The organism is Sphingomonas sp. 66-10, from assembly GCF_001897045.1.
Taxonomy (GTDB): Bacteria; Pseudomonadota; Alphaproteobacteria; order Sphingomonadales; family Sphingomonadaceae; genus Sphingomonas; species Sphingomonas lycopersici.
On the sequence record NZ_MKRR01000154.1, the window covers coordinates 18,130 to 23,143 of the forward strand.

Sequence of the window (5,014 nt, forward strand, 5' to 3'; positions counted from 1 at the left end):
CCCGCGGGGATCGGGGTGCTGCTGGTGGCGATGCTGGTGACGGTCATCGTCGTCGCGGTGCCGATGACCTGGCTGCTCGCGGGCAATGTCGACATGGCGAAGCTGCAGCAGGGCGCGCCGCCGGTGATCGATCCGTCGCGCGCCGGCAGCGCGATGATCGGCTTCCTGATCCTTGCGATCGCCGCCTTGTGGGTCAGCGCGCGGCTCGTCCCGCTGTTTGCGGTGGTCACCAATGAGCGGCGCGGGCTCGGCGCCTTTGCCCGCGCCTTTGCGCTGACGCGCGGCAGCACGTTGAAGCTGCTCGGGGTGATGGTCCTTTATGCGATCGTCGCGGTCGTCCTGCTCACCGCGGTGACCTGGGTGTTCGGCAGCGTCGGGCAGATCGTGTTCGGCCGGACCGGCGCGTTCCTGCTCGTCGCGCTCGCGACCAGCGTGCTCACCGCGGGTTTCAGCGTGGTGCAGGCGGTATTCAGCGCCCAATTCTACGGCGCCGCGCGCGAACAGCTCGATCGGGCATGAAACTCACTCTTGGTCGCGTCCTCGCCGACGCATGGACGATCCTGCGCCGCGAGGGCGATCTGGTGCTGCGCGTCGCGGCGCCGTTCCTGTTCCTGCCCAATTTCGCGGTGCAATTGCTCGTCGCGCCGCCGCCCGCGCTGCCGCAATCGACCGGCGATCGCGCCGCGATGCAGGCATGGGCGCAGGCGATCTATAGCTGGATGCAGGCCAATGCCGGCTGGTATCTGCTGGTCAATCTGGTCGGCATCTATGGGATGGCGGCGCTCACCATCCTGCTGATCCACCCGGCGCGCCCCGATGTGCGCACCGCGCTGATCACCGCGGCGCGGCGCTTCGGCCGGTTCTCTCTCGCCTATCTGCTGATGGCGATCCCGATCTCATTGGGGTTCTGGCTGTTCGTGCTGCCGGGCCTCTACATGCAGGCGCGGCTGATCGCGACGATCCCCGCTTTGGTGGTCGAGGCGCCGATCGGCGCGGCGCGCGCGGTCGGGCGAAGCTGGCGGGTGACGCGCGGCGAATGGTGGGGCGTGCTCGGCGCGGTGGTGCTGATCTTCCTCGCGCAATATCTGATCCGCGTGCCGCTGAGCCCGGCGGACAGCTTCCTACGCTCGGCGGGGCATGAGAATCCGATCGTGCTCGCGCTGGCCGATGCGGTGATGGCGGCGGCCGAGGCGGCCTATCAGATCGCGATCCTCGGGGTCGGGATCGCGATCTATCGCCGGCTCGTCAGCAACGGGATGTGAGGCGCGGCGTCCGCCGGCAACAGCCCCAGCACGCGCGGATCGGGAAAGGTCTCGATCGTCCGCTTGACCGCGACAAAGCCCTGTGCGCGATAGAAATTGAGCGCGGAAGGGTGATCGAGCGTGCAGGTGTTGACCGTCACCTTGGTCACGTCCGCGCGCCACGCCCGCGTCATCGCCTCGCTCATCAGCCAGCGCCCGTGGCCCTTGCCGGCCAGTTCGGGCACCAGCCCGAAATAGGAAAGCTCGCACACGCCGGGCTGGGCGTGATCGAGCTCGACCATCCCTACTTCGATCCCCGCGCGATCGACCACCGCGAAGACCGACACCGTGGGCGCGCGGATGATCTCGCTCAGCCGCGCATCGTCCATCGCCAGCCGCGAATACCACAGCCACGGCCCGCCGACGCGGCGGAACAGCGCGCGATATTTGTCGGGCTCCGGTGCCAGCCAATGCACCAGCCGCAGCGCGCTCGGCGCGGAGGGGCGGAGCGGCGGGCGCCGCGTCATCACCAGCGAGGTGACGATCGTCGCGAGCTGGTCGTCGGGAACCGGGGTCAGGCCCATCGCGCGGCTCAGCTCCAGGTCGCGAGCGGGGGCAGGCTCATCAGGATCGCGTCGATATTGCCCCCGGTCTTGAGCCCGAACAATGTGCCGCGATCGTAGACGAGGTTGAATTCGGCATAGCGCCCACGCCATTCGCGCTGCGCGGCCAGCTCCGCCTCGGTGAACGGCAGCCCCATCCGCCGCCGCACGATACGCGGGAAAACCGCGAGAAACGCGCGCCCGACATCCTGGGTGAAGGCGAAATTGGTCGCGAAATCGCCCTCGAGATGATCGTAGAAGATCCCGCCCACCCCGCGATGCACCTTGCGATGCGGGATATAAAAATAATCGTCCGCCCACTTTTTGAAGCGCGGATAATGCACCGGGTCGTGCGCATCGCAGGCGGCCTTCAGCGTGGCGTGGAAATCCTCGGTATCCTCGGCCACCGGCAGCGGCGGGTTGAGATCCGCCCCGCCGCCGAACCAGCGCTTGGTGGTCACCAGGAAACGCGTGTTCATATGCACCGCGGGGACGTGCGGGTTGGCCATATGCGCGACGAGGCTGATCCCGGTGGCGAAGAAACGCGGGTCCTCGGCGGCGCCGTGGATCGTCTTGCCGAATTCGCCCTCGAACACGCCGCCGACGGTCGAGACGTTGACCCCGACCTTCTCGAACACGCGGCCCTTCATCACCCCGCGCACCCCCCCGCCGCCCGGCGCGCCGCTCGGATCGGCGCGATCCCAGGCGATATAATCGAACCGCGCGTCGGACCCGGCCTCGCGCTCGATCGCCTCGAATTCGGCGCAGATCAGATCGCGGAGTTGCTCGAACCAGGCACGCGCGGTGGATTGTTGTTCGTCAAGCGGTTGCATCGGACAGGCGGTAAGCATCGGCCGGCGGGCTGGCAACCGTTGCGCGGATTCTTCTTCCCTCGGTTCGCGCCAGAGCGAGGAGAAACCAGCAGCAGCGCGCGCAGAACGGGGGCGAGGTTTGCACTGCTCGTCTCATCTGTTACGGCCTGACCATCCAGCAAAGCCATTGAGGGGGGCGTGAATGGCCAGCCTGTTGCGTCGCAAGACGATCGTCGAACAACCGCCGGAGCGCGCCCTGGCGCGGACTTTGTCGTGGCCGCATCTCGTCGCACTCGGCGTCGGCGCGATCGTCGGCACCGGCATCCTGACGCTGATCGGGGTCGGCGCGGATCGCGCCGGGCCGGCGGTGATCCTGTCGTTCGTCATCGCTGGCGCGATCTGCGCCTGTGCCGCGCTCGCTTATGCCGAAATGGCGACGATGATCCCCGCCTCGGGGAGCGCCTATACCTATAGCTATGCGGTGCTCGGCGAGGTGATCGCCTGGGTGATCGGCTGGTCGCTGATCCTCGAATATTCGCTCGTCGTCTCGACCGTCGCGGTCGGCTGGTCGGGCTATGCCGCGCCGCTGCTGACCCCCTTCGGCTTCCCGGCCGAGCTCACCAAAGGACCGGCGCTGGGCGGGCTGATGAACGTCCCCGCGGTATTCATCATCGCGGTGGTCGCCGGGCTGCTGATGGCCGGCACGCGCGAGAGCGCGACGCTCAATGCCGTCCTCGTGGTGATCAAGATGATCGCGCTGGCGGTGTTCGTCGCGATCGCGCTGCCGCATTTCAACGGCGCCAATCTCGATCCGTTCATGCCGTTCGGCTTCGCCAAGCATGTCACCGACAGCGGCGCCGAGCGCGGGGTGATGGCGGCGGCGGCGATCATCTTCTTCGCCTTCTACGGCTTCGACGCGATCTCCACCGCGGCGGAGGAGACGCGCAATCCGGGGCGCGATCTGGCGATCGGCATCGTCGGATCGATGATGGCATGCATCGCGATCTATATGCTCGTCGCGGTCGCCGCGGTCGGCGCCTTGTCGTTCACGCGTTTCGCCGACAGCCCCGAGCCGCTCGCGCTGATCCTGCGCGAGATCGGGCGCCCGGGGTTCGCGACCTTCCTCGCGGTCAGCGCGGTGGTCGCGCTGCCGACGGTGCTGCTCGGCTTCCTGTTCGGGCAGAGCCGCATCTTCTTCGTGATGGCGCGCGACGGGCTGCTGCCCGAGGCGCTGGCGAAGGTCTCGCGGCGTGGCTCGCCGGTCCGCATCACCTTGCTCACCGCGGTGCTGGTCGCGATCATCGCCGGGGTGATGCCGCTCGACGCGATCGCCGCGCTCGCCAATGCCGGGACGCTCGTGGCGTTCGTCGCGGTGTGCGTATGTATGCTGGTGATGCGCCGCCGTGCGCCCGATGCCCCGCGCACCTTCCGCACCCCGTTCGCGCCGCTGGTGGGGACGATCGGGGTGCTGGGGTGCATCTATCTGTTCTTCAGCCTGCCGCATCGCACGCAGGAATATTTCCTGCTGTGGAACGTTGCCGGGCTGGTGCTCTATTTCCTCTACGGCCGCCGCCGCGCCAACGCCGGCGTGGCCTGATCGGGGGCGGCCCCGCCTTGCATGGCGGGCCGCATTTTTTTGTCCGGCGCCGCTCAGGCGGCGAAGCGCACGTTCCTCTCGCGTGTGCGGGCGCGCATCGCGCCGCCGATGAAGCCGAAGCCGAGGATCATCATCGCCCAGGTCGTCGGCTCCGGGACGGCTGCCAGCCCATCGAGGCGAAAGACGTCGGCGGTGGTGAACAAATAATCCCTGTTCTGCAGAATATCGAAATCGAGATTATAGCCCATCGCGTCGAATGCCGCGAGATCGTTGGCGGTAACGGCGCCCATCTTGCAGTATTCGGACGCAGGGGCCAACACGCCGATTTGTTTGGAGACGGCGCAGCCGAAGCCGGAACTCTGCAGTTTCCAATGCGACGCTTGATAGCCGTCGCCGTTGAACGTGCCGGTTGGAGTTTCAGCGGCAAAGCCGTTGCCCTCGAACACGGTGGCGCCATCGATGCTGAAGATGGCGTCTTCGCCTGGCGTAAGCTGGATCTGATCCGGCGAGATCGCATCGCGCCGGAACAGATCGAAGACCCTGGTGACCTGATAATCATCCAGACTTTCGCCCTGGTAACCGAATAGCGCGGGATTGGGGCTCACGATCGAATCATAAGGGTCCGTGGAGCTTTCGAAACCGAGCGCATGGCCGAATTCATGCAGCGCGACCGCGGTAAAATCCAAGCGATACGATATGTTGTTGGATGGATCGTAATCGAATGTGAAAGAGCTTGACGAGAATTTGATCGTTTGATCGTGC

The 5,014-nt window shown here is 66.6% G+C and carries 5 protein-coding genes and 1 pseudogene; 3 read left to right on the forward strand and 3 right to left on the reverse strand.

Annotation, left to right across the window (positions count from 1 at the left end; all coding sequences use genetic code 11):
• Both BGN95_RS23885 and BGN95_RS23890 read left to right on the forward strand, forming a co-directional pair.
• Nucleotides 1-519: pseudogene (locus tag BGN95_RS23885) on the forward strand (hypothetical protein); the annotation flags it as partial.
• Nucleotides 516-1,262: a hypothetical protein gene (locus BGN95_RS23890; RefSeq protein WP_286774243.1), complete on the forward strand. Its 747-nt coding sequence runs from the start codon at nt 516-518 to the stop codon at nt 1,260-1,262. The pseudogene BGN95_RS23885 and the gene BGN95_RS23890, both read left to right, overlap by 4 nt.
• Here the strand turns inward: BGN95_RS23890 and BGN95_RS23895 are convergent.
• Both BGN95_RS23895 and hemF read right to left on the reverse strand, forming a co-directional pair.
• Nucleotides 1,232-1,825, reverse strand: coding sequence for a GNAT family N-acetyltransferase (locus BGN95_RS23895; protein WP_286774244.1), 594 nt, complete (start codon nt 1,823-1,825; stop codon nt 1,232-1,234). The two genes, BGN95_RS23890 and BGN95_RS23895, sit on opposite strands and share 31 nt — an antisense overlap.
• An 8-nt stretch (nt 1,826-1,833) precedes the next feature.
• Nucleotides 1,834-2,676: an oxygen-dependent coproporphyrinogen oxidase gene (gene hemF, locus BGN95_RS23900; protein WP_286774245.1), complete on the reverse strand. Its 843-nt coding sequence runs from the start codon at nt 2,674-2,676 to the stop codon at nt 1,834-1,836.
• Nucleotides 2,677-2,857: 181 nt separating this feature from the next.
• Here hemF and BGN95_RS23905 point away from each other — a divergent pair, with 181 nt between their 5' ends.
• Nucleotides 2,858-4,252 carry an amino acid permease gene (locus BGN95_RS23905; protein ID WP_286774246.1) on the forward strand — a complete coding sequence of 465 codons (1,395 nt, stop codon included), beginning with the start codon at nt 2,858-2,860 and terminating at the stop codon, nt 4,250-4,252.
• A 53-nt stretch (nt 4,253-4,305) separates the two neighbouring features.
• Here the strand turns inward: BGN95_RS23905 and BGN95_RS23910 are convergent, their stop codons facing one another.
• A complete protein-coding gene (locus tag BGN95_RS23910) occupies nt 4,306-5,001 on the reverse strand; it encodes an NF038122 family metalloprotease (RefSeq protein ID WP_502688346.1) in 696 nt (231 codons plus the stop codon).
• Between the last annotated feature and the right edge of the window lie 13 nt (nt 5,002-5,014).

Bases quoted from the DNA above. Each gene is read 5' to 3' on its own strand.
- BGN95_RS23890 (WP_286774243.1), top strand. From the start codon at position 516: ATGAAACTCACTCTTGGTCGCGTCCTCGCCGACGCATGGACGATCCTG.
- BGN95_RS23895 (WP_286774244.1), bottom strand. From the start codon at position 1,825: ATGGGCCTGACCCCGGTTCCCGACGACCAGCTCGCGACGATCGTCACC.
- hemF (WP_286774245.1), bottom strand. From the start codon at position 2,676: ATGCAACCGCTTGACGAACAACAATCCACCGCGCGTGCCTGGTTCGAG.
- BGN95_RS23905 (WP_286774246.1), top strand. From the start codon at position 2,858: ATGGCCAGCCTGTTGCGTCGCAAGACGATCGTCGAACAACCGCCGGAG.